Raw genomic sequence first — 22,337 nt, 5'->3', positions numbered from 1 at the left:
TCCCAAGCATGAGGAAGCGATAGGAGCGGAATAGGCGGAATGCCCGGTTGTAAGGGGCGTGGACTGCGTCACGCACGTCCCCTGTGGCCGATTCCGCCGGTTACGCTGACGCGATCCGGTGCTCGCGTTCATCACGCGGCACATGGCCGGAAGAAGCAACCGAGGGCCCTGCCGGGGGAGGTGCCTCACGTGGCACCGACGGAGGATTCAGGTAACCGTGGACGCGCACCAGCGTGGGCGGGCGGAGGAAATCGACCCCGCCGACCAGTGGGTACTCAACCCGCAGACCGGCAATTACGAATTGCGACTGAACCACTCCGGAACAGAGTCGCCCGGCGCTTCCGGGGGTGAAGGCGATCCCTTCCACGGAGTGGCCGAATCCGGCGAATCGCCCGGCCTCGTGCCCGCGCAGCGGAGCGCTGCGCACGACGGATCCGGCCAGGAGCCGCGGTCCGGCCGGCGCGGGCGGAAGCAGCCGAGATCGCGTCGGCGCAAGGTGCTGCTGTGGACCGGCGGCGTCATGGCCCTCGTCACGCTCGCCGGGTCTGCGGGGGCGTACGCCCTCTACCAGAAGTTCAACGGCAACCTCGTGACCGTCGACGTGGGCAACGCGGGCAGCAAGACCGTCGCCCACGCCGACAGCCCGCTCAACATCCTGATCATCGGCACGGACAAGCGGACCGGCAAGGGCAACGAGGGCTACGGCGACAAGGGGAGCACCGGCCACGCCGACACCAACATCCTCTTCCACGTCTCGGCCGACCGCACCAACGCGACGGCGCTGAGCATCCCCCGGGACCTGATAACCGACGTGCCGGACTGCACCACCAAGCAGCCGGACGGCTCGGAGAAGGTCATACCCGGCACGGACGGCATCCGCTTCAACGTGAGCCTCGGCCAGGAGGGCCGCGACCCCGGCTGCACGATGCGGACGGTCGAGAAGATAACCGGCCTGCCGGTCGACCACTTCATGATGGTCGACTTCAACGCGGTCAAGACGCTCTCCACGGCCGTCGGCGGGGTCGAGGTCTGCCTGGCCAAACCCGTCGACGACGCCGACTCCCACCTCCGCCTGCCGGCCGGACGGTCCACCGTCGAGGGTGAGCAGGCGCTGGCCTTCGTCCGCACCCGCCACAGCTTCGGCAACGAGAGCGACCTCGACCGGATCAAGATCCAGCAGCAGTTCATCGGCTCGATGATCCGCAGGATGAAGTCCGACGACACACTGACCGACCCGCGCAAGCTGTTCAAGCTGGCCGACGCCGCGACCAAGGCGCTCACCGTCGACTCCGGAATCGGATCGATCAAGAAGCTGACCTCGCTCGCCAGGGAGCTCGGCAGGATCGACACGAAGAACATCACCTTCGTGACGCTGCCGGTGGTGGACAACCCGGCGGAACCGACGCCCGTCACGGTGGTCGTGGACCAGCAGAAGGCCCCCCAGCTCTTCGGCCTCATGCGCTCCGACACGTCCCTCACCGAGGTGAAGGCGCAGGAGAGGGCTGCCAGGGCCAAGCGGGACGCGGTGCTCACCGGCACCAGGGCGAAGCCCGCCGACATCAAGGTCGAGGTCCTGAACGGCGGTGACCTCACCGGTGCGGCGGGGGCGACCGTCCGCTGGCTGCAACAGGAGAAGGGTGTGCCCGGCTCCACGAACGGGTCGAACGCCCCGGTGAAGATCGACAGGACCACCCTGGCGTACGCGCCGGAACAGGCGGACCAGGCCCGCGCACTCGCGGACCTCATGGGCCTGCCCGCCACCGCGCTGAAGCAGGGCAAGCCCGGCAGCGGAGGGACTCAGGCGATGGTGCTGACCCTGGGCGCGGACTACGAGGGCGCCGGAGTACCCCTCACCGGTCCGCGAAAGGCACCGGAAGACATTCAGAAGGCCAGCGCCGACAAGGCGGTATGCGCGAAGTGACGACGGGTCGCCGCGCCACAGGGGAAGTCTGAGCAGCAGGGGGGTCCTGGTGGGACGGAACAGCACGCGCGGGAAGGAATCGCGGCCACGCGGACGGCACGACGGCACCGCCGCGGGCGATGCGGGGGGCCACGGAGGGCACGGCAGATCGAGACGGTCGGCCGGGCAGGCGGGCGGGCAGAGCTCCGGCGGTCCGGACCGCCGCTCGCGGCGGGCGCCCAAAGGGGGGAAACGGCGTGTCCTGCGCTGGGTGGCGTCCGTCCTCGCCCTGCTCATAGTCGGCACCGGCGGCGCCGGTTACCTCTATTACAGACACCTCAACGGCAACATCAAGAAGGAGGATCTGACACTCGGCGACAAGAAGATGGCCGACCACAAGGCCAACGCCGCGGGTCAGACCCCCGTGAACATCCTGCTCATCGGCTCCGACGCCCGGGACACGAAGGCCAACCAGAAGCTCGGCGGGGCCAAGGAGAACTTCGGCGGTCCCGCCCTCGCGGACGTGCAGATGCTGCTGCACCTCTCCGCCGACCGCAGCAACATCTCCGTCGTCAGCATGCCGCGCGACACCATGCTGAAGATGCCCAAGTGCACGGACCCCGACTCCGGCAAGGTCTTCCCCGCCAGCACGGTCCCCGTCCAGACGAACGAAAGCCTGGAGCGCGGCGGCCCCGGGTGCACGGTGGCCGCCTGGTACGAGCTCACCGGCATCACCATCGACCACTTCATGATGATCGACTTCGCCGGTGTGGTCTCGATGGCCGACGCGGTGGGCGGTGTCCCGGTCTGCGTCGACGCCAACGTGTACTCCCACACCAGGGACGGCAAGGGGTCCGGCCTGAAACTGGAGAAGGGGACGACCTCCGTCAAGGGCAAGCAGGCCCTCCAGTGGCTGCGCACGCGGTACGGCTTCGAGGACAACACGGACCTCGGCCGGACCAAGGCCCAGCACCAGTACCTGAACTCGATGGTGCGTGAGCTGCGCAAGGGCACCAAGCTCACCGATCCCGGGAAGCTGACGGGTCTCGCCGAGGCGGCCACCACCGCGCTGACGGTCGACAAGGGGCTCGACAGCGTCAAGAAGCTGTACGACCTGGCCGGGGAGCTCCAGAAGGCTCCGACCGACCGCATCACCATGACGACCATGCCGAACGTCTACGGCACGGGAAATCTCAGCGGCCGCGTCTTCCCGAAGCCGGAGGAGGCCGAGCAGGTCTTCCGGATGGTCCGTGAGGACATCCCGCTGGACGGCAAGGCGTCCAAGCGCAAGACGCCCGTCGTGAAGGACCCGGCGGACCCGCCCGCCGACATCGCCGTCAGCGTGCGCAACGCGACCGGCACGGACACCCTCGGCCCGGCTCAGGGCCGTGCGGGCACGGTGAAGGGCCTGCTGAAGGACTCGGGCTTCACCAGGGCCTCGGTCGACTCGCAGAACGTCGAGGGCGTCGCCAGGACCGGCGTCCTCTACCCGAGCGCGGACCTGGAGGGTGACGCCCAGGCCGTCGCCAAGGCGCTCGGGATCCCGGTGTCGCAGGTCAAGAAGTCGACCGACGTGTCGGGCGTCGTCCTGGCGGTCGGCGCCGACTGGCGCGAGGACGGGGCGTACCCGGCCAAGGCAGAGGACGAGAAGACGCCCGAGTCGGCGAACCCGCTGAACGGCGCGGAGAAGAAGTGCATGAAGGTGAATCCGGGCTTCACCTTCTGACGCGCGTAGGGGAGAGGGCCCCGCCGTCCGGCGGGGCCCTCTCCCCTACGCGCACGACGAGTCAGGCCGTCTGCTCGACCGCCGGACGGCGGCTGGCGATGACCCGCTTCGCGAGCGAGCGCGGGCTGGTCAGGAAGCCGTAGCCCCACGACATGTGCATGGTCGCGAGGGCCACGGGAATCTGCGCCCGCGCCTTCAGCGAGAGGCCCTTGCCCGCGGGGAGCGACCCGGCGACGATCGCCGCGGCGTATCCGGCCGGGACGACGAAGGCCCACGGCGTGACGGCGGCACCGACGACGATTCCCGCGGCTATGGCGCACACGGCCGTCGGCGGGGCCAGGTAGCGGAGGTTGATGGAGCCGGAGTGGTAGCGGGCGACGACGTGGCGCCAGCGGCCGTAGTCCTTGTACTGCTTGGCGAGCGCCCGGACGCTGGGCCGCGGGCGGTACTGCACCTTCAGCTCCGGCGAGAACCAGATGACACCGCCGGCCTCGCGGATACGGAAGTTCAGCTCCCAGTCCTGGGCGCGGATGAACTCGACGTTGTACCCGTCCGCCCGCTCCAGCGCCTCGCGGCGGAAGACGCCCAGATAGACGGTCTCGGCCGGGCCTGCCTTCCCTCCGGTGTGGAAGGCCGCGTTGCCGACGCCGATCTTCGAGGTCATCGCGGCGGCGACGGCCTCCTCCCAGGCGTTCTCGCCCTCGGCGTGCATGATGCCGCCGACGTTCTGCGCGCCGGTCTCCTCCAGGAGCCGGACCGCCGTCGCGATGTAGTTCGGCGAGAGCATGCCGTGGCCGTCCACGCGTACCACGATCGGGTGACTCGACGCCTTGATCGCGGCGTTGAGCGCGGCGGGCGTGCGGCCGGTGGGGTTGGGCACCGTGTGGACCCGCGAGTCCTCCCTGACCAGCTCGGCGGCGATCTCGTCCGTACGGTCCTTCGAGGGGCCGAGGGCGATCACGACCTCCATCTCACCGGCGTACTCCTGCTCCAGGATGTGCCGGACCGAGTTCCTGAGATGGCGTTCCTCGTCGAGTACCGGCATGATCACGGAGACGGCGGGGTGCTGCGCGGCAGACATGTGGTCCTCGGGGGTCCTCGGGGATGCCAGGGCTTCCGGGGGTTTCGCACCCCAGGAGCCGGCGTGATTCGGCCGCCACGTTACCGCGAACGGGGGACTGCGGCGCGCGCCGCCGGGCCTCCTACCGGTCTGCAGATCGTATGGGCCTACCGTGCGAAAGTCCCACTCGCACCGCGGAGGTGTCCCCCGTGCCCACGCCGCACCGATCGCCCCGTCCACCGCACCCCCGCACCGCTCCACCGCAGCGCCGGCCTGCCCGGCAGCCCAAGGCCGGCGGCCGGGGGCGCAGGCGCGGCGGCCGGAAGTCCGCGCCCCGGTGGGGCATGCGGGTCGTCACCGGGCTGTCCGTGCTGGTGCTCGGAGCCGGTGGTATCGGCCATGCCGTGGTGAGCGGTCTGGAGACCGGCATCGACCGTGTCGACCCCTTCAAGGACATGAAGAACCGGCCTCAGGGCGGACACGGCCTGAACCTGCTTCTCGTGGGAACCGACGGCCGCGACAGGATCAGCAAGGCGGAGAAGAAGAAGTACCGGCTGGGCGGCGCGCCCTGCCACTGCACCGACACCCTCATGCTCGTCCACCTCTCGGCCGACAAACAGCGCGCCAGCGTCGTCAGCCTCCCGCGCGACAGCTACGCCGAGCTCCCCGCGCACACCGACGGGACCACCGGCAAGCAGCACTCGGCGCACCCGGTGAAGCTCAACGCGGCCTACGCCGAGGGCGGGCCGCACCTCACCGTCCGTACGGTCGAGGAGATGACCGGGGTCAAGATCGACCACTACCTGGAGGTCGACTTCACCAGCTTCATGAAGACCGTCGACACCCTGGGCGGCGTGGAGATCTGCACCGCCAAGCCGCTCAAGGACGCGTACACCGGGCTGGACCTGACCGCCGGCACCCACCGGCTGGACGGTGGCGGGGCCCTGCAGTACGTACGCTCCCGGCACCTGGACGGAGCCGCCGACCTGGGCCGGATGCAGCGCCAGCAGAAGTTCATGGCCGCGCTGATCAAGCAGACGACCAGCAGCGGTGTGCTGATGAACCCGGTGAAGTTCCAGCAGGTCGCCTCCTCGATGCTCGCATCGGTACGCGCCGACAAGGGATTCGGGACGGAACAGATGCTGCAGCTCGGCAAGGCCATGCGCGGCTTCACCCCGGCCTCGTCCGAATTCGCCTCGGTCCCCCTCCAGGAGGAGGGGTACCAGGTGAAGGGCATCGGCTCCACCGTGAGGTGGGACGCGCAGAAGTCGAAGAAGCTGTTCCGCGCCCTGCGCGAGGACCGGCCGCTCGCCCCCCAGCTGCCGAAGCAGCCGAGGGCGGCGGTCGTCGACGTCGCCCCGGAGCAGATCCGGGTGCAGGTCTACAACGGCACTCCCAAGGACGGGCTGGGCCAGACCGTGGACGCGGGCCTGCGCGGCACCGGCTTCAACACCACCCGGGCCCCGCTGAGCGGCGGTACAAGTGATCTGAAGCGGACCATCGTCAGTTACGACCCGCGCTGGGACCGGTCGGCCAAGTCCCTGGCCACCGCCCTGCCCGGATGCGAGCTGAGAGCGGTGAAGGGGCAGGGCGGGACCATGAAGGTCATCGCCGGGTCGGACTTCACCAAGGTGCAGCGGGTGAAGGCCGAGGACCCCCAGCGAGGCGAGTTCGGCACGGTCACGGGCGACCAGGTGGTCTGCCCGTGACCGGCCGACGTCCGCATGTGACCGGCCGACCCCCGTACGTGACGGGCCGGCCTCCGCGCGTGACCGCCCGGCCTCCGCACGTGACCGCCCCGGGGAGAGGAGCGGCGCGGGCCGTCCTCAGTCGTCGATGCCCTCGGCGACGCGCTGCTCCCGCAGCTCCTTGATCGCACGCCTCCTGGCGAGCCGGTGCGTACGCCGGATCTGCGCCTCCTGGTAGCGCCGCTTGTCCCGCTCCGTCTCGGGCACCACCGGAGGCACCTGCCGCGGCTTGCCCTCCTCGTCGACCGCGGCGAAGACCAGATAGGCGCTGCCGACCTGCTGGGCCGGGGTGGACTCGTTCCACCGCTCGGCCATGACCCGGACGCCGACCTCCATGGAGGAGCGTCCCGTCCAGTTGACCTGGGCGCGGACGTGAACAAGGTCACCCACCCGGACCGGCTCCAGGAACACCATCTCGTCCATCGACGCCGTCACCGCCGGGCCGCCGGAGTGCCGGCCGGCGACCGCTCCGGCCGCGTCGTCGACCAGTTTCATGATCACCCCACCGTGCACCGTACCCAGGAGATTGGTGTCGCTGCCGGTCATGATGTGGCTGAGAGTGGTCCGGGAGGCCGCGGTCGGCTTGGCCGGAAGCGCACCCTCCGATGGCTGGGGCTGATCTGTCATGCCGTCCACCTTATGCGGGGGCTTGCGCCCGGTTGCATTGCATCAGCTTGGCAACAGCCGTGACCCGATCCCACCTACACCCTGTAAGAGCCACAGGTCGAGGCGGCACACTTGTCCGCATGAGCGATTGGCCCGAAGGACGTAACGGCGGACCCGGCGACGGCTACGGGCGCGGCAGTGGCAGCCCGCAGCCCGAGGGCGCCCGCGCCATGCCGCACGTCCGGCGGCGCCCCGCACCCCCGCAGTCCCCGCCCCGCATCCCGCCGCAGCAGGGGCAGGGATACGACGACGGCCCCGGTTACGACAGCGGCTACAACACGGGCCAGGTCTACGGCGGCGGTCACGGTGGCGGCGGTCACGGTGGCGGCTACGGCGGCGGTCAGGGCGGTGGCGGCTACGGCGGCGACAGCGGCTACGTCCAGCCCCGCCCCGCCCCGAACTGGGGCCGGCGCATCAAGGTCGGCGTACTGACCCTGGTCGTCGTGGTCCTCGCCGTCTCGGTCGGCACGTACTTCTGGGCCGACGGCAAGCTCAAGCGCGACGTCGACCTCTCGAAGGTCATCGACCGCCCCTCCGAGGGCGACGGCACGAACTACCTGATCGTGGGCTCCGACAGCCGCGAGGGCCTGACCGCCGAGGACAAGAAGAAGCTGCACACCGGCTCCGCCGAGGGCAAGCGGACCGACTCGATGATGATCCTGCACGACGGCTCCAACGGCCCGACGCTGATCTCGCTGCCCCGTGACTCGAACGTCGAGATCCCCAGCTTCGTGGGCTCGGAGTCCGGCAAGACCTTCAAGGGCACCGGCCGCCAGGTGAAGCTGAACGCCGCCTACGCGGAGGACGGCCCGGAGCTGCTGGTCCGCACGGTCGAGTTCAACACCGGACTGCGCATCGACCACTACGTCGAGATCGGCTTCGGCGGCTTCGCCAAGATCGTGGACGCGATCGGCGGGGTGGAGCTGGACATCCCCAAGGCCTTCAAGGACAAGAACTCCGGCGCCGACTTCCAGGCCGGCAAGCAGACGCTGAACGGCGAGCAGTCCCTCGCCTTCGTCCGCACCCGGTACGCCTTCGCCGGGAGTGACCTGGACCGCACGAAGAACCAGCAGAAGTTCCTCGCGGCCCTGGCCTCGCAGACGGCGACGCCCTCCACGATCCTCAACCCGTTCGCGCTGTACCCGACGATGGGCGCGGGCCTGGACACGCTGGTCGTGGACAAGGACATGTCGCTCTGGTCGCTCGGCAAGATGTTCTTCGCGATGAAGGGCGTCACGGGCGGCGAGGGCACGTCGATGAACATGCCGATCTCGGGCAGCGTGGGCGGCAACCTGGTCTGGGACAAGGCCAAGGTCAAGCAGCTCGTGGAGCAGCTGAGGAACGACGAGAAGGTCACGGTCAAGGGCAACTGACCGGCGGCACACAGCGGTACACAGAAGATCCGGACGGTCCTCCGTCCGGATCTTCCTGTTTCCCGGCCCGGCGCGAGCGGTCAGTCGCCGCCCGTGTGCGCCACGAAGTCCGCCCACGCGGACGGCCCGAAGCCGACCTGCGGACCGGGCACGTGCTTGGAGTCGCGAACGTGCACCAGGTCCGAAGCCACGGCGACCTCGACGCAGTCGTTCCCGTCGCCACTGCTGCTGTAGCTGCTCCTGACCCACTCCAACGCGAAAGCGTCCCCGGCAGAGGGCTTCTGGATCATGTCTCTCCCAGCATGTGCTCGATGAGGGTCCGCGACTCCCGGGGCGAGAGGGCCTGGGCCCGGATCATCCCACAGCGCAACTCAAGGATCCTGAGCTGCTTCGGGTCGGAGACAGGCCGCCCTGCGAACGCGCCCTCGGACCGCCCCACCGCACTGCCGTCGGGGAACTTCAGTACCTCGATCAGTCCGCCGGTCCCAGGATGTTCCTCGCGATGCGTGGGCATCACCTGGATCGCCACATTCCGCATCTGCCCAATCTCCAGGAGGCGTTCGAGTTATCGGCGCCACACCATTCTGCCTCCGACCGGGCGTTGAAGCGTGACCTCTTCCTGGACAAAACTGAGCGACGGGAGCGGATCGCGGTCGAAGATGGACTGGCGGGCCAGCCGCGCGGCCACCATGCGATCCATCTCGTCCAACGTATAGGCGGGCAGCCACGAGGCGAACAGAGCACGCATGTGCGCTTCGGTCTGCAACAGGCCGTTGACATTGTGGTTGTGGTAGGCCTCCAGCTCAGCGGCTCGCGCCTCCAGCCTCGCCAGGTCCCGCACCTTCTTCGGGTACCGGACCTCTGCCACCTCCCGCTTCATCATGGCCAGCTTCCCGCCCGCCCCCAGCACTTCGTCCGCACGGTCCAGGAACTCCGGCCGGGGGATGCGCCGACCTCCCTCCACCTTGTAGACCAGGTCCTCGCCATACCCGATCGCCGCCCCGAACTCGCCGGCCCGCATCCCGGCCGCCTCGCGCCAGGCCTTGATCTGGCGGCCGACGGCGGCGACCACGGCCGCCCCCGATTCGTCGTCGGGGTCGACGTCCCAGCCGGGCTCGTCCGCCCCACCGCGCACACGCTGTGTACCGGCCTCATCCACGCTCATCCGTGCCCCACTTCCGACGTGCATGCCGTTTCTGCTCAACCCTGTACGTCCCCGGTCCGTCACCCTGGACAGCCGGGACAGCGCTGTGACCACGGCAACCGGGTCGTGGAAACCCGCGACCCGGTGAACCGCGACGCGGTGCTCCAGGACGCGGTACTCCACGACGCATAAGGCTTTGAAGAAACTGGGGAAATCACCTTCCCCAACCCAACCCGACCCACGCCCCGTTCACATCACTCGCGCGGGTGACGTATGGCAACTGGGCTGGATTTAAGACGGGTTGCCGGGCATATGCTCGCCCCGACCACCACAGACATGCGACGGCCCCCGGCCGGGACTGCGAATCCCGATCGAGGGCCTGACCGCCAGGAAGAGAACGCTTCCCGATGGCTATTCAGCAGGCTATCGCGCCCCCGTGCGCCCCGCCCCCGTCATCCGGGGACGCCGTCACACCGTCCTCCGGTGTCGTCCACCTCAACGTCCGGCATTCCGCCGGTTTCACCGTCGTCGGCAACCACCTCGCCCAGCATCGCGGCCTCTCACTCGTCGCGATCGGGCTGGCCCTGCACATCCAGTCGCTGCCCGCCGGAGCGAAGATCGGCATCAAGCGCCTCGCCGAGCGCTTCCCGGAGAGCGAGACCCGCATCGCCTCCGCCCTGCGGGAGTTGGAGGCCACCGGATATCTCCACCGCAGCCGTGTACGCCTGGCCGACGGCCGCATCGTGACCCGCACGGTCTCGCGCAACCAGCCAGGCGCGGACGCGGTCGCCGGCTCAGCGGCAGCCAATCCAGGGCCCCGGACCCGACGACACCCGGTCGCACCTCCGCGACAGAGCCCGGCCGCACCGCCCCAGGACCAGCCGCCCTCACCGCGGGTGTCACCGCAGCCGCCCGCACCCGTTCCCGTTCCCGTACAGCAGCCCACCCCGGCCCGCGTACCGCCGCCCACTGCGCGCACGACACCACCCGCACCGCTTCCGCAACCGAGCACGCTCACCCCGGAACTCCAGCGAACAGCCGCAGCGGTCCTCGCCGACCTGCGCCGCCACGCGCCTCAACTCGGGCTGACCGAGGCCGACATCCGCACCCTCACCCCGGGCGTCGCCGCCTGGCTCGAACGCGACGCCCACCCCGACTCCGTCCGGCACGCCCTCACGGCCGACCTGCCGGTTCCCGTGAAGCACCCGGCGAAGTTCCTTCGGCACCGCATCACCACGCTCCTGCCGCCACCGCTCCCCGGAGCCAAGGACCTGGCGCCACCAGCCCGCCCCGGCGCGATCGTCATCCCGCTGCAGAACTGCGACCACTGCGACCGCGCCTTCCGGTCACGCCACCCGGGCCACTGCCGCGACTGCCGCGCCGACGCCGCTCAGGCACACGGGGCCCGGGCGGGCTGACACCGAAGGACGCGGGAGCCTGCGGGGGCGCACCAGCTCAGCAGCCCGTAAGCCGGACCACCACGCAGAGTGGCTCCGAGGTGAAGTGGGACACGCCCTCACCGACGCACCGAGGCCCCCGGCATACCGCCGGGGGCCTCGGGATACTCCGCGCACAGGCCGGCGCGCGGGTTACGGCAGGTTGCGCGCCATGACGATGCGCTGGACCTGGTTCGTGCCCTCATAAATCTGCGTGATCTTGGCGTCGCGCATCATGCGCTCGACCGGGTAGTCGCGGGTGTAGCCGTAGCCGCCGAGCAGCTGGACGGCGTCCGTGGTGACCTCCATCGCGACGTCGGAGGCGAAGCACTTGGCGGCGGCCCCGAAGAACGTCAGGTCGCCGTCGACGCGCTCGGACTTGGCGGCCGCCGCGTAGGTGAGCTGGCGGGCGGCCTCCAGCTTCATCGCCATGTCGGCGAGCATGAACTGGATGCCCTGGAAGTCGGCGATCGGCTTGCCGAACTGCTTGCGCTCCTGGACGTAGCCCTTGGCGTAGTCGAGGGCGCCCTGGGCGATGCCGAGGGCCTGGGCCGCGATCGTGATGCGGGTGTGGTCCAGGGTCTTCATCGCGGTGGCGAAGCCCGTGCCCTCCTCGCCGATCATGCGGTCGGCGGGGATGCGGACGTTGTCGAGGTAGACCTCGCGCGTCGGGGAGCCCTTGATGCCGAGCTTCTTCTCCGGGGCGCCGAAGGAGACACCCTCGTCGGACTTCTCGACGACGAACGCCGAGATGCCCTTGGAGCGCTTCTCCGGGTCCGTGACGGCCATCACCGTGTAGTACTCGGACTCGCCCGCGTTGGTGATCCAGCGCTTCACGCCGTTGAGGATCCAGAAGTCGCCGTCGCGGACGGCCTTGGTCTTCATGCCCGCGGCGTCGGAGCCCGCGTCCGGCTCGGACAGGGCGTACGAGAACATCGCGTCGCCCTTGGCCAGCGGGCCGAGGTACTTCTTCTTGAGCGCCTCGGAGCCGGACAGGATCACCGGGAGCGAACCCAGCTTGTTCACGGCCGGGATCAGGGAGGAGGACGCGCAGACGCGGGCGACCTCCTCGATCACGATGACCGTGGCGAGCGCGTCGGCGCCCGCGCCGCCGTACTCCTCGGGGACGTGGACCGCGTGCAGGTCGGAGGCGACCAGGGCGTCCAGCGCCTCCCGGGGGAAGCGCCCCTCCTCGTCCACCTCGGCGGCGAACGGGCCGATCTTCGCCTCGGCGAGCGAACGGATCGTCTCGCGGAGCATGTCGTGCTCCTCGGCCGGACGGTACAGGTCGAAGTCGGTCGAACCCGCCAAGACGTTCACTCCCCAAGGATGCTAACTACCGTTAAGTAACCCAATTTTAGTGGCCCTGCCCGGCGGAGGCATACGGGCGGGACACGTGAGCTTGCCGACAGACCGGGAGGCCCTCTCGGAACGGCCCTCGGCGGGCCCCGGATATGCTCGGTCCGCACGTCTGTCCGCATCGTTCAGGAGCACCCATGGCCCTCAGGATCACTGTGATCGGCACCGGCTACCTCGGCGCCACCCATGCCGCGGCCATGGCGGAACTGGGCTTCGAAGTCCTCGGGCTCGACGTCGTCCCCGAGAAGATCGAGATGCTCTCGGCGGGCAGGGTGCCGATGTACGAACCGGGGCTCGAGGAGATCCTGCAGAAGCACGTCGCCGGGATCGAGGGCTCGACCGGGCGGCTGAGGTTCACCACCTCCTGGGAGGAGATCGGCGCCTTCGGCGATGTCCACTTCGTCTGTGTGAACACCCCGCAGAAGCACGGCGAGTACGCCTGCGACATGAGTTACGTGGACAGCGCCTTCGAGTCGCTCGCCCCGCAGCTGACCCGCCCCGCCCTGGTCGTCGGCAAGTCCACCGTGCCGGTGGGCTCCGCCGCCCGGCTTGCGGAGCGGCTGGCCGAACTGGCCCCGGTGGGCACCGACGCCGAGCTGGCCTGGAACCCCGAGTTCCTCCGCGAGGGCTTCGCGGTCAAGGACACGCTGCACCCGGACCGGATCGTCGTCGGTGTGGAGAGCGAGCGGGCCGAGAAGCTGCTGCGCGAGGTGTACGCGGTCCCCGTCGCCGAGGGCTCGCCCTTCGTGGTGACGGACTTCCCGACCGCCGAACTGGTGAAGACCTCGGCCAACTCCTTCCTGGCGACCAAGATCTCGTTCATCAACGCCATGGCGGAGGTCTGCGAGGCCGCCGACGGCGACGTGGTGAAGCTCGCCGAGGCCATCGGCCACGACGAGCGGATCGGCAACAAGTTCCTGCGGGCCGGGATCGGCTTCGGCGGGGGCTGTCTGCCCAAGGACATCCGCGCCTTCATGGCCCGCGCCGGTGAGCTGGGCGCCGACCAGGCGCTGACCTTCCTGCGGGAGGTCGACTCCATCAACATGCGCCGCCGCGGCCACATGGTCGAGCTGGCCCGCGAGGCCGTGGGCGGCGGATCGTTCCTCGGAACCCGGGTCGCGGTGCTGGGTGCCACCTTCAAGCCGGACTCCGACGACGTACGCGACTCCCCGGCCCTGAACGTCGCCGGGCAGATCCACCTGCAGGGCGGCCAGGTCACCGTCTTCGACCCCAAGGGCATGGACAACGCCCGCCGGCTCTTCCCGACGCTGGGCTACGCGGACACTGCGCTCGACGCGGTGCGCGGCGCGGACGTGGTGCTGCACCTGACGGAGTGGCGCGAGTTCCGGGAGCTGGACGCGGTGGCGCTGGGCGAGGCCGCCGGGCGGCGGATCATCCTGGACGGCCGCAACGCGCTCGACCCCTCCGTGTGGCGCGAGGCCGGATGGACGTACCGGGCGATGGGACGCCCGAAGGCCTGACGCACGGGAGGGGGCGGCCGGTGCGGCCGCCCCCTCCTCGTCACCGCGTGCGGGGTCAGTACTCGTGCCCCTGGCCGTCGAGCGCGTCGATCGTCGCGTGGGACGGGCCGACGCGGGTGCCGAGGTCGGCCGCGACCGCTTCCGCGTCACGCAGGACCCGGACCGCGTTCTGCCAGGTCAGCTTCGCCACGTCCTTGTCCGACCAGCCGCGCGTGAGCAGCTCGGCGATCAGGTGCGGGTAGCCCGACACGTCCTCCAGCTCCAGCGGCAGGAAGGCCGTCCCGTCGTAGTCGCCGCCGATGCCGACGTGATCGACACCGGCGACCTCGCGCATGTGGTCGAGGTGGTCGGCGATCGTCGCGACGGTGGCCATCGGGCGCGGGTTGACCGCCTCGAAGTCCGCGTGGATCCGCATGGCGGCCGGAGTGGTGTCCAGGTGGTGCAGGCCGTGCTCACGCATGTTGCGGTCGGCGGCGAGGGTCCACTCCACGGCCGCCGGCAGGACGAACTTCGGCACGAAGGTCGCCATGGCCACACCGCCGTTGGCCGCGAGCATCCGCAGGACGTCGTCGGGGATGTTCCTCGGGTGGTCGCAGACCGCCCGGGCGGAGGAGTGCGAGAAGATCACCGGCGCCACGGAGGTGGCGAGCGCGTCCCGCATCGTGGTGGCCGCCACGTGCGAGAGGTCGACCAGCATGCCGATGCGGTTCATCTCCCGCACGACCTCGCGGCCGAACTCCGACAGGCCGCCGACGCGCGGGGAGTCCGTGGCCGAGTCCGCCCAGTCGGTGTTGTCGTTGTGCGTGAGCGTCATGTAGCGGACGCCGAGCGTGTGCAGGGCGCGCAGGGTGCCCAGCGAGTTGTTGATGGAGTGGCCGCCCTCGGCTCCCATCAGGGAGGCGATGCGGCCCTCGGCACGGGCCTTCTCCATGTCCTCGGCCGTCAGCGCGCGCCGCAGGTCGGCCGGGTAGCGCGCGAGCATCTCGGCGACGACGTCGATCTGCTCCAGCGTGGCGCTGACCGCGTCGTCACCGGCCAGGCTGGGCGCGACGTAGACGGACCAGAACTGGGCGCCGACGCCGCCGGCCCGCAGCCGCGGGATGTCGGTGTGCAGGCTGCCGGTCTGGTCGGAGGCGATGTCGCGGGCGTCCAGGTCGTAGCCGACCTGCTCGCGCAGGGCCCACGGCAGGTCGTTGTGACCGTCGACCACGGGGTGGTCGGCGAGCAGCAGGCGGGCGCGTTCGAGGTTGCCGGGGATGCTCATGGCCCGCCTACTTCCCGAAACCGAAGGAGTCCGCGCTCTGGGTCTTGGCGCGCAGCCGCTTGCCCTTCTCCGTCGCCTGCTCCTTGAGGTCCTGCTGGAAGTCCTTCATCCGCGCGAGCAGCTCGCCGTCGTGGGCGGCGAGGATGCGGGCGGCGAGCAGGCCCGCGTTGCGGGCGCCGCCGACGGACACCGTGGCGACGGGGACGCCCGCCGGCATCTGGACGATGGACAGCAGGCTGTCCATGCCGTCGAGGTACTTCAGCGGGACCGGCACGCCGATCACGGGCAGCGGGGTGACGGAGGCGAGCATGCCGGGGAGGTGGGCCGCTCCGCCCGCCCCCGCGATGATCGCCTTGAGACCGCGGTCCGCCGCCTCCTCGCCGTACGCGATCATCTCGTGCGGCATGCGGTGGGCCGAGACGACGTCGACCTCGTAGGGGATCTGGAACTCGTCGAGGGCCTTGGCGGCCGCTTCCATCACGGGCCAGTCGGAGTCCGAGCCCATGACGATCCCGACGACGGGTCCGGAGGCGGTGGCGCTCATTCGGTGATCGTTCCTCGCAGGTAGTCGGCCGCGTGCCGGGCGCGCTCCCGCACGTCCGCCAGATCGTCGCCGTAGGTGTTGACGTGGCCGACCTTGCGGCCCGGCTTCACGTCCTTGCCGTACATGTGGATCTTGAGCTGCGGGTCGCGGGCCATGCAGTGCAGGTACGCCTGGTACATGTCCGGGTAGTCGCCGCCGAGGACGTTGCACATGACCGTCCAGGTGGCGCGCGGACGCGGGTCGCCGAGCGGGAGGTCGAGGACGGCCCGCACGTGGTTGGCGAACTGCGAGGTGACCGCGCCGTCCTGGGTCCAGTGGCCGGAGTTGTGCGGGCGCATCGCCAGCTCGTTGACGAGGATGCGGGGGGTCCCGTCCTCGTCGCGCGTCTCGAACAGCTCGACCGCGAGGTGGCCCACCACACCCAGCTCGGCGGCGATCCGCAGGGCGAGCTGCTGGGCCTCGCCCGCGAGGTGCTCGTCCAGGCCGGGCGCCGGGGCGATCACGGTGTCGCAGACCCCGTCCACCTGGACGGACTCGACGACGGGGTAGGCGACGGCCTGGCCGTGCGGCGAGCGGACGATGTTGGCCGCCAGCTCCCGGACGAAGTCGACCTTCTCCTCGGCGAGGACGGGGACACCGGCCCGGAAGGGCTCGGCGGCGTCCGCCTCGGAACGGACCACCCACACGCCCTTGCCGTCGTAACCGCCGCGGACCGTCTTCAGGATGACCGGGAAGCCGCCCACCTCCTCGGCGAAGGCTGCGGCGTCGGCCGCGTCCTCGACGATGCGGTGCCGGGGGCAGGGGGCGCCGATCTCCATGAGCTTCGCACGCATCACCCCCTTGTCCTGGGCGTGCACCAGGGCGTCGGGGCCGGGGCGCACGGGGATGCCGTCCGCCTCCAGGGCCCGCAGGTGCTCGGTCGGCACGTGCTCGTGATCGAAGGTGATCACGTCGCAGCCGCGCGCGAAGGCGCGCAGGGTCTCCAGGTCGCGGTAGTCGCCGACGACGACCTCGCTCACCACCTGGGCCGCAGAGTCCTGAGGGGTGTCGCTGAGAAGCTTGAACTTGAGGCCGAGGGGGATGCCCGCCTCGTGGGTCATACGGGCGAGCTGACCGCCGCCGACCATGCCGACTACAGGGAACGTCACGTCTCCAGGGTATCGGGCGTGCGGGAGGTCCCCTCACCCTGACCGGGGCATCCCTCATCCGGAGCGTGCGCCTCCCGCCGGTGGGAGGCCCCGGCCGGGCGGGCCCACGGGCTCACGGGCATCACACGGGAGGGCTGGTTAGCATGGCCCGGTTGACGAAAACGACCGGACGGGGCTGAGCCATCACCATGAGCGAACCGGGCGCACTGCGGACCCGGCTTGAGCTGCTGGCCCGGGAGGTCGCCAAGTTCGGCGCGGTCGGCGCGCTCGGGCTGGTAGTCAACATCGCCGTGTCCAACCTGATCTGGCGGACCACCGACATCCCGGTGGTGCGCGCCGGGCTGATGGGGACGATCGTCGCCATCCTCTTCAACTACGTGGGCTTCCGTTACTGGACCTACCGGGACCGCGACAAGACCGGCCGGACCCGGGAACTCATGCTGTTCCTGCTCTTCAGTGCCGTCGGCGCGGTCATCGAGACGGGGCTGCTCTACACGGCGACGTACGGCTTCGGGTGGAACAGCCCGGTCCAGAGCAACGTCTTCAAGATCCTCGGCATCGGGATCGCCACCCTGTTCCGCTTCTGGTCGTACCGCACCTGGGTCTTCAAGGCGCTGCCCGCCGAGGAGGCCGCAGCCGAGGCGGACCGGTTTCTGGAACAGCGGCGGCCCACCGACGAGGTAGCGCCGGGCCCCGTGGCCCACTGAACCACGCGCCGGCCGCCCGCGGCCGGGTACGGCGGTCCGGTCAGCGCACCGGTCGCGTGGACTCCCCGCGGCTCGGCGCGACCCGGCTGAGGAACAGGGCGAAGACCGGGGGCTGCTGCTGGAGCAGTTCGAGCCGCCCCCCGTCGGCCTCGGCGAGGTCACGGGCCACCGCGAGGCCGATGCCGGTGGAGTTGCGGCCGCTGATGGTGCGTTCGAAGATCCGCGCGCCGAGGTCGGCGGGGACGCCGGGTCCCTCGTCGGTCACCTCGACGACGACCTGGTTGCCGGCCACACGCGTGCGCAGAGCGACCGTGCCGCCCCCGTGCATGAGCGAGTTCTCGATCAGGGCGGCGAGCACCTGGGCCACCGCGCCGGGGGTGCCCACCGCGGTCAGTCCGTGCTTGCCCGAGCAGACGACGGCGCGGCCGGCGCTCCGGTAGGCGGGGCGCCACTCCTCGATCTGCTGCTTGACGACCTCGTCGAGGTCGAAGACGACGGCGGAGCCGGTGCGCGGGTCACGCGAATTGGTCAGCAGCCGCTGCACGACGTCCGTGAGGCGCTCGACCTGGGTGAGCGCGATGTTCGCCTCCTCCTTCACCGTGTCCGGGTCGTCGGTGACCGAGATCTCCTCGATGCGCATGGACAGGGCCGTGAGCGGCGTACGGAGCTGATGCGAGGCGTCCGCGGCGAGGCGCCGCTCCGCCGTCAGCATCCGGGCGATGCGCTCCGCGGAGGAGTCCAGGACGTCGGCGACCCGGTCCAGCTCCGTCACCCCGTACCGCTTGTGCCGGGGGCGCGGGTCGCCCGAACCGAGCCGCTCGGCCGTCTCGGCGAGGTCGATGAGCGGCGAGGTCAGCCGGTTGGCCTGGCGTACGGCGAGGAGCACCGCGGACACGATGGCGAGCAGGGCCACCGCTCCGATGATCAGCAGGGTCCTGCCGACCTCGCGGGTCACGGCGGAGCGGGACTCCTCGACGGTGACCTTCTCGCCCTGCTCCCCCGTCTCGGTACTGCGGATGGCGCCGCCGCCGGGCCGCTCCCCGACCTCGATCGGGGCGCGTCCCGGGATCTCGACACGGGCGTACCTGCTGGGGTCCACCTGCTCGGACAGCACTCCGGGGGTGATGCGCTCGGCACCCATGAGACGGCTCTCGACGACGCTGATCAGCCGGAAGGCCTCGGAATCGACGCTCTCCTGCGCGCTGTTGCTGATGGTGCGGGTCTCGACGATGACGAGGGAGACGCCGAAGACGGCGATCACGACGAGTACCACGGCGAGCGTGGAGTTGATCAGTCGGCGGCGCATGACTGTCTCTGTACGTCAGCTCTTCTCGAACCGGAAGCCGACGCCCCGCACGGTGGCGATATAGCGCGGGTTGGCCGCGTCGTCGCCGAGCTTCTTGCGCAGCCAGGAGATGTGCATGTCGAGGGTCTTGGTCGACGACCACCAGGTGGTGTCCCAGACCTCGCGCATCAGCTGGTCGCGGGTGACGACCCGTCCGGCGTCCCTGACGAGAACCCGCAGCAGGTCGAACTCCTTTGCGGTGAGCTGGAGTTCCTCGTCGCCCATCCACGCGCGGTGGGACTCGACGTCGATCCTGACGCCGTGGGTGGCGGGCTGCGGGGCGGGCTCGGTGGCGCCGCGTCGCAGCAGGGCGCGCACCCTGGCGAGGAGCTCGGCGAGCCGGAAGGGCTTGGTGACGTAGTCGTCGGCCCCCGCGTCCAGGCCGACCACGGTGTCGACCTCGTCGGCCCGGGCGGTCAGCACCAGGATCGGCACGGCGTGGCCGTCGGCCCGCAGCCTCCTCGCGACCTCCAGGCCGTCCATGCCGGGCAGCCCGAGATCGAGGACTACCAGGTCGACGCCCCCCTGGAGTCCGGCGTCGAGCGCGGTCGGACCGTCCTCGCGGACCTCGACCTCGTAACCCTCCCGGCGCAGGGCACGGGCCAGTGGCTCCGAGATGGATGCGTCGTCCTCGGCGAGCAGTACACGGGTCATGCAGTGATGGTAGTCCGCGTGGCACCGCCCAGGTACGGCGCTCAGCGGCCCCTGCGGGTTGGGGCCACGAATGGGTCATGGACCTTTGAATGTGGGACCTTGGTTCCATCAGGACCTGTGATCCGCGTCTCAAGTCCTTCCATATCGCCGCGTGTCATGTCGTATGGTTGCTCAACGCCTGTTGCACCACCAAAGGACCTTTGGGCAGCTTTCGCGCCAAAGGTCACTTTTGTGTACGGGCCGGTCCCCGCCGGCCCAGATCAGTCAATGACCTGTGGGCCGGGCCCGGAGCGCGACGACGCGCACCGGGTGTGGATCCCGGAGCGGTCTGTCCCCCCACGACTCCGCCCCCGAACTCCTCCGTGGAGCGGGCGACCGGATCGAACCCCCTCGAGGCGTCGGGGGGCGGGGCACGTCCGCGACGGTGCCGGCTACCCCCCACCGGGCGCGTACCGCTCAGACGGCGACGCGTCCCGACCAGCAAGGATCGACCATGGCGTCAAGCCTGACGAAGGCATCGGCCAGTACGGCTGGTTCGCAGAAGACCTTCTTCGGCCACCCCCGCGGCCTGGCCACCCTCTTCATGACGGAGATGTGGGAGCGCTTCAGCTACTACGGTATGCGCGCTCTCCTCCCGCTCTACCTGATCGCCCCCAACGGGCTTCACCTGAACCCCGGCACGGCCACGGCGATCTACTCCGTCTACCTGTCGCTGGTATACCTGCTCGCCATGCCCGGCGGCTGGTTCGGCGACCGCGTCTGGGGTCCCCGCAAGACCGTCGCCATCGCCGGCGGCATCATCATGCTCGGCCACATCACGCTGGCTCTGCCGTCCCAGGGCACGTTCTTCGCCGGGCTCGGCCTGGTCGCGATCGGCTCCGGTCTGCTGAAGTCCAACATCTCCACGATGGTCGGCCACCTCTACGACGGCCCGGACGACCCGCGCCGTGACGGTGGCTTCACGATCTTCTACATGGGCATCAACATGGGTGCCTTCGCCGCACCGCTGATCATCGGCACCGTCGGCGAGGACGTGAACTGGCACTTCGGCTTCGCACTCGCGGCCGTCGGCATGGGCCTCGGCGTCGCCCAGTTCCTGCTCGGCACCCGCCACCTGGACCAGCGCAGCCTGGTCGTCCCCAAGCCGCTGTCCGCCGACGAGCGCGCGGCCACGCTGCGCAAGTCGATGATCTGGCTGGGCGTCGCGGCCGTCTTCTACATCGGCACGGTCGTCACCGGCGTCTACACGCTCAACTGGCTGCTGGTCCCGATCACCGTCGCCGGCCTCGTCATCCCGGTCGTGGTCCTGGCGCGCATCAAGCGCGACAAGGACCTCAGCGACACCGAGCAGAAGAAGATGTCCGGCTACATCTGGTTCTTCGTGGCCGCCGCCATCTTCTGGATGATCTACGACCAGGGCGGCTCGACCCTCGCGATCTTCGCCGACTCCTCGGCCGAGAACTCCGTCTTCGGCTGGGGCTTCCCGGTCTCCTGGTACCAGTCGGTCAACCCGGTCCTGATCATGGCGCTGGCCCCGGTCTTCGCCGCCTTCTGGATCGCGCTGAACCGGCGGGGCAAGGAACCCAGCACGATCGTGAAGTTCAGCTCCGGTCTGGTGCTGGTCGGTGCGTCGTTCTTCCTCTTCCTGGCGCCGCTGACCATCGCGGGCGACGGCCACAAGGCCGCCGCGTTGTGGCTCGTCGCGATCTACTTCGTGCAGACCGTCGCGGAGCTGACCCTCTCGCCGGTCGGCCTCTCGGTCACCACGAAGATGGCCCCGGCCAAGTACGCCAGCCAGATGATGGGTATCTGGTTCCTGGCCGTGACCGCGGGCGACTGCACCACCGGCCTGCTGTCCATCGCGGGAGTCGACCTGAACGGCACCGGGATCGTGGCCCTCCAGGCCGCCCTCGCGGTAGTGGCCGGTGTCGCGATCTTCATGTACCGCGGCAAGGTCAAGACCCTCATGGGCAACGTCCGCTGACATCCGCCCGCCCGGACACACGACAGGGCCGCCGCACCGATCCGGTGCGGCGGCCCTGATTCGTCGGCGTGGGACGTCCGTTCGCGTTCGTCAGCGCGGGAGGTCCGTTCGCGTTCGTCAGCGTGGGTGGTCCGTTCGCGTGGGACGCGGGAGGACGGCGGTGACTACGCGGGTGCGGCCAGCTCCGCCCAGACGGTCTTGCCCGGCCTGTCCGGCGTGCGCGTCACGCCCCAGTCCAGGCACAGCCGCTGCACGATGAACATGCCGTGCCCGCCCGGGCGCCCCGCGCGGTGCGGGGTACGCGGCGCCGGCTGGCCCGCCCCGCCGTCGACGACCTCGACCCTGAGCGCCTTGGGCGAGTGGCCGAGGCGGATTTCCTCGGGACCGTCCGCGTGCAGGCAGGCGTTCGTCACGAGCTCGGAGACGACCAGCAGGACGTCCTCGGCGGCGGCACGCCTGTCCGCGCCCGTCGCCGGCAGCCAGCCCCAGTCTTGGAGCGCCTGCCGGGCGAAGTCGCGGGCCGTGGGCACGATGCCACTGGCGTCCCTCAGCGAGAGCGTGCGCCACTGCCGGTCGGCCGGGACGGCGGAGGCAGTGCCCGTACCGTCCGGCTCGCGGCCGAGGCCGCCCGGCGGATGCTGCCGGGTGGTGCTCATCAGCGCTTCACCTCACCGATTCACCGTGTTGCCACGAACAGATATTGATCAGATACAGAATGTGCGGGCTTCCCGACCCCGACGGGGTCTCTCCTGCCCTGCCGAATGGTGACAACACCCACTTCGCCTACGCCGACAGCGT

General features: G+C 70.1%; 18 protein-coding genes and 1 pseudogene. 8 read left to right on the top strand and 11 right to left on the bottom strand.

What is annotated here, in order from left to right:
• Nucleotides 1–217 precede the first annotated feature (217 nt).
• Entirely contained in the window at nt 218–1,921 is a 1,704-nt protein-coding gene (locus tag ACFYY2_RS25065; protein ID WP_388746539.1) for an LCP family protein, read from the top strand.
• Nucleotides 1,922–1,970: 49 nt separating this feature from the next.
• Nucleotides 1,971–3,626: an LCP family protein gene (locus ACFYY2_RS25060; protein WP_388746537.1), complete on the top strand. Its 1,656-nt coding sequence runs from the start codon at nt 1,971–1,973 to the stop codon at nt 3,624–3,626.
• Between the two features lie 61 nt (nt 3,627–3,687).
• On the opposite strand, the gene ACFYY2_RS25055 is transcribed toward ACFYY2_RS25060, so the two are convergent.
• Nucleotides 3,688–4,707 carry a glycosyltransferase family 2 protein gene (locus tag ACFYY2_RS25055; RefSeq protein WP_388746535.1) on the bottom strand — a complete coding sequence of 340 codons (1,020 nt, stop codon included), beginning with the start codon at nt 4,705–4,707 and terminating at the stop codon, nt 3,688–3,690.
• 323 nt (nt 4,708–5,030) lie between these two features.
• Between ACFYY2_RS25055 and ACFYY2_RS25050 the strand changes: the two genes are divergently transcribed.
• On the top strand, nt 5,031–6,395 hold the full coding sequence (locus tag ACFYY2_RS25050) for an LCP family protein (RefSeq protein ID WP_388746533.1): 1,365 nt from the start codon (nt 5,031–5,033) through the stop codon (nt 6,393–6,395).
• Between the two features lie 117 nt (nt 6,396–6,512).
• Here the strand turns inward: ACFYY2_RS25050 and ACFYY2_RS25045 are convergent, their stop codons facing one another.
• Nucleotides 6,513–7,061, bottom strand: coding sequence for an acyl-CoA thioesterase (locus ACFYY2_RS25045; RefSeq protein WP_388746531.1), 549 nt, complete (start codon nt 7,059–7,061; stop codon nt 6,513–6,515).
• Between the two features lie 119 nt (nt 7,062–7,180).
• Here ACFYY2_RS25045 and ACFYY2_RS25040 point away from each other — a divergent pair, with 119 nt between their 5' ends.
• On the top strand, nt 7,181–8,473 hold the full coding sequence (locus tag ACFYY2_RS25040; protein WP_388746529.1) for an LCP family protein: 1,293 nt from the start codon (nt 7,181–7,183) through the stop codon (nt 8,471–8,473).
• 80 nt (nt 8,474–8,553) lie between these two features.
• On the opposite strand, the gene ACFYY2_RS25035 is transcribed toward ACFYY2_RS25040, so the two are convergent.
• Both ACFYY2_RS25035 and ACFYY2_RS25030 read right to left on the bottom strand, forming a co-directional pair.
• Nucleotides 8,554–8,763, bottom strand: coding sequence for a DUF397 domain-containing protein (locus ACFYY2_RS25035; RefSeq protein WP_388746527.1), 210 nt, complete (start codon nt 8,761–8,763; stop codon nt 8,554–8,556).
• Nucleotides 8,760–9,638, bottom strand: a pseudogene (locus tag ACFYY2_RS25030) (helix-turn-helix domain-containing protein). Before ACFYY2_RS25030 ends, ACFYY2_RS25035 begins: the two are co-directional and overlap by 4 nt.
• Before the next feature lie 386 nt (nt 9,639–10,024).
• Between ACFYY2_RS25030 and ACFYY2_RS25025 the strand changes: the two are divergent.
• Nucleotides 10,025–11,035 carry a helix-turn-helix domain-containing protein gene (locus ACFYY2_RS25025; protein ID WP_388746525.1) on the top strand — a complete coding sequence of 337 codons (1,011 nt, stop codon included), beginning with the start codon at nt 10,025–10,027 and terminating at the stop codon, nt 11,033–11,035.
• Nucleotides 11,036–11,206: 171 nt separating this feature from the next.
• On the opposite strand, the gene ACFYY2_RS25020 is transcribed toward ACFYY2_RS25025, so the two are convergent.
• On the bottom strand, nt 11,207–12,364 hold the full coding sequence (locus ACFYY2_RS25020) for an acyl-CoA dehydrogenase (RefSeq protein WP_388746618.1): 1,158 nt from the start codon (nt 12,362–12,364) through the stop codon (nt 11,207–11,209).
• A 185-nt stretch (nt 12,365–12,549) separates the two neighbouring features.
• On the opposite strand from ACFYY2_RS25020, the gene ACFYY2_RS25015 reads away from it, so the two are divergent.
• Nucleotides 12,550–13,893, top strand: a complete 1,344-nt coding sequence (locus ACFYY2_RS25015) for a UDP-glucose dehydrogenase family protein (protein ID WP_388746523.1) — start codon at nt 12,550–12,552, stop codon at nt 13,891–13,893.
• Nucleotides 13,894–13,948: 55 nt separating this feature from the next.
• Here the strand turns inward: ACFYY2_RS25015 and ACFYY2_RS25010 are convergent, their stop codons facing one another.
• From ACFYY2_RS25010 to ACFYY2_RS25000, 3 genes are read right to left on the bottom strand one after another with little or no spacing between them, the layout of a single operon-like run.
• Nucleotides 13,949–15,157 carry a dipeptidase gene (locus tag ACFYY2_RS25010; protein WP_388746521.1) on the bottom strand — a complete coding sequence of 403 codons (1,209 nt, stop codon included), beginning with the start codon at nt 15,155–15,157 and terminating at the stop codon, nt 13,949–13,951.
• A gap of 7 nt (nt 15,158–15,164) precedes the next feature.
• Nucleotides 15,165–15,701, bottom strand: a complete 537-nt coding sequence (gene purE / locus ACFYY2_RS25005) for a 5-(carboxyamino)imidazole ribonucleotide mutase (protein ID WP_327117872.1) — start codon at nt 15,699–15,701, stop codon at nt 15,165–15,167.
• Complete coding sequence (locus ACFYY2_RS25000; protein WP_388746519.1) at nt 15,698–16,849, bottom strand: 5-(carboxyamino)imidazole ribonucleotide synthase; 1,152 nt, start codon at nt 16,847–16,849, stop codon at nt 15,698–15,700. The genes purE and ACFYY2_RS25000 overlap by 4 nt, the downstream gene beginning before the upstream one ends.
• Nucleotides 16,850–17,037: 188 nt before the next feature.
• Here ACFYY2_RS25000 and ACFYY2_RS24995 point away from each other — a divergent pair, with 188 nt between their 5' ends.
• The gene (locus ACFYY2_RS24995) at nt 17,038–17,556 is read left to right on the top strand and encodes a GtrA family protein (RefSeq protein ID WP_388746517.1); all 519 of its coding nucleotides are present in this window, start codon (nt 17,038–17,040) and stop codon (nt 17,554–17,556) included.
• Between the two features lie 40 nt (nt 17,557–17,596).
• Here the strand turns inward: ACFYY2_RS24995 and ACFYY2_RS24990 are convergent, their stop codons facing one another.
• Together ACFYY2_RS24990 and ACFYY2_RS24985 are read right to left on the bottom strand one after the other, a co-directional pair.
• Complete coding sequence (locus ACFYY2_RS24990; protein WP_388746515.1) at nt 17,597–18,862, bottom strand: ATP-binding protein; 1,266 nt, start codon at nt 18,860–18,862, stop codon at nt 17,597–17,599.
• Between the two features lie 15 nt (nt 18,863–18,877).
• Nucleotides 18,878–19,555 carry a response regulator transcription factor gene (locus ACFYY2_RS24985; RefSeq protein WP_031098784.1) on the bottom strand — a complete coding sequence of 226 codons (678 nt, stop codon included), beginning with the start codon at nt 19,553–19,555 and terminating at the stop codon, nt 18,878–18,880.
• A 493-nt stretch (nt 19,556–20,048) separates the two neighbouring features.
• Here ACFYY2_RS24985 and ACFYY2_RS24980 point away from each other — a divergent pair, with 493 nt between their 5' ends.
• Nucleotides 20,049–21,539, top strand: coding sequence for an oligopeptide:H+ symporter (locus tag ACFYY2_RS24980; protein ID WP_388746513.1), 1,491 nt, complete (start codon nt 20,049–20,051; stop codon nt 21,537–21,539).
• A 164-nt stretch (nt 21,540–21,703) separates the two neighbouring features.
• Here ACFYY2_RS24980 and ACFYY2_RS24975 read toward each other — a convergent pair whose 3' ends face one another.
• The gene (locus ACFYY2_RS24975; RefSeq protein WP_388746511.1) at nt 21,704–22,195 is read right to left on the bottom strand and encodes an ATP-binding protein; all 492 of its coding nucleotides are present in this window, start codon (nt 22,193–22,195) and stop codon (nt 21,704–21,706) included.
• Nucleotides 22,196–22,337 lie beyond the last annotated feature (142 nt).

The organism is Streptomyces sp. NPDC001822, from assembly GCF_042892135.1.
Lineage (GTDB): Bacteria > Actinomycetota > Actinomycetes > Streptomycetales > Streptomycetaceae > Streptomyces.
Note: the sequence above shows the minus strand (reverse complement) of the source record. Positions and strands in the feature narration are given on the sequence as shown.

What these genes read in the sequence shown, in the direction of transcription:
- ACFYY2_RS24985 (WP_031098784.1), bottom strand. Translation starts at nt 19,555, where the DNA reads ATGACCCGTGTACTGCTCGCCGAGGACGACGCATCCATCTCGGAGCCA.
- ACFYY2_RS25015 (WP_388746523.1), top strand. Translation starts at nt 12,550, where the DNA reads ATGGCCCTCAGGATCACTGTGATCGGCACCGGCTACCTCGGCGCCACC.
- ACFYY2_RS25040 (WP_388746529.1), top strand. Translation starts at nt 7,181, where the DNA reads ATGAGCGATTGGCCCGAAGGACGTAACGGCGGACCCGGCGACGGCTAC.
- ACFYY2_RS24975 (WP_388746511.1), bottom strand. Translation starts at nt 22,195, where the DNA reads ATGAGCACCACCCGGCAGCATCCGCCGGGCGGCCTCGGCCGCGAGCCG.
- ACFYY2_RS25045 (WP_388746531.1), bottom strand. Translation starts at nt 7,061, where the DNA reads ATGACAGATCAGCCCCAGCCATCGGAGGGTGCGCTTCCGGCCAAGCCG.
- ACFYY2_RS25025 (WP_388746525.1), top strand. Translation starts at nt 10,025, where the DNA reads ATGGCTATTCAGCAGGCTATCGCGCCCCCGTGCGCCCCGCCCCCGTCA.
- ACFYY2_RS24995 (WP_388746517.1), top strand. Translation starts at nt 17,038, where the DNA reads ATGAGCGAACCGGGCGCACTGCGGACCCGGCTTGAGCTGCTGGCCCGG.
- ACFYY2_RS24990 (WP_388746515.1), bottom strand. Translation starts at nt 18,862, where the DNA reads ATGCGCCGCCGACTGATCAACTCCACGCTCGCCGTGGTACTCGTCGTG.
- ACFYY2_RS25035 (WP_388746527.1), bottom strand. Translation starts at nt 8,763, where the DNA reads ATGATCCAGAAGCCCTCTGCCGGGGACGCTTTCGCGTTGGAGTGGGTC.
- ACFYY2_RS25010 (WP_388746521.1), bottom strand. Translation starts at nt 15,157, where the DNA reads ATGAGCATCCCCGGCAACCTCGAACGCGCCCGCCTGCTGCTCGCCGAC.
- ACFYY2_RS24980 (WP_388746513.1), top strand. Translation starts at nt 20,049, where the DNA reads ATGGCGTCAAGCCTGACGAAGGCATCGGCCAGTACGGCTGGTTCGCAG.
- purE (WP_327117872.1), bottom strand. Translation starts at nt 15,701, where the DNA reads ATGAGCGCCACCGCCTCCGGACCCGTCGTCGGGATCGTCATGGGCTCG.
- ACFYY2_RS25055 (WP_388746535.1), bottom strand. Translation starts at nt 4,707, where the DNA reads ATGTCTGCCGCGCAGCACCCCGCCGTCTCCGTGATCATGCCGGTACTC.
- ACFYY2_RS25050 (WP_388746533.1), top strand. Translation starts at nt 5,031, where the DNA reads ATGCGGGTCGTCACCGGGCTGTCCGTGCTGGTGCTCGGAGCCGGTGGT.